Raw genomic sequence first — 385 nt, 5'->3', positions numbered from 1 at the left:
TGTCTAAAGAAAAATTTGAACGTACAAAACCGCACGTTAACGTCGGCACCATCGGCCACGTTGACCACGGTAAAACTACCCTGACTGCTGCAATCACTACCGTACTGGCTAAAACCTACGGCGGTGCTGCTCGTGCTTTCGACCAGATCGATAACGCACCAGAAGAAAAAGCTCGTGGTATCACCATCAACACTTCCCACGTTGAATATGACACCCCGACTCGCCACTACGCACACGTAGACTGCCCAGGCCACGCCGACTATGTTAAAAACATGATCACCGGTGCTGCGCAGATGGACGGCGCGATCCTGGTTGTTGCTGCGACTGATGGCCCTATGCCACAGACTCGTGAGCACATCCTGCTGGGTCGTCAGGTAGGCGTTCC

At 53.8% G+C, this 385-nt stretch carries 1 protein-coding gene; it reads left to right on the top strand.

Annotation, left to right across the window (positions count from 1 at the left end; all coding sequences use genetic code 11):
- Nucleotides 1-385 (top strand): GTP-binding protein (locus GKAS_RS23390; RefSeq protein WP_035897928.1); only part of this gene is annotated, 385 nt, incomplete at both ends.

The organism is Kluyvera ascorbata ATCC 33433, assembly GCF_000735365.1.
Taxonomy (GTDB): domain Bacteria; phylum Pseudomonadota; class Gammaproteobacteria; order Enterobacterales; family Enterobacteriaceae; genus Kluyvera; species Kluyvera ascorbata.
Note: the sequence above shows the minus strand (reverse complement) of the source record. Positions and strands in the feature narration are given on the sequence as shown.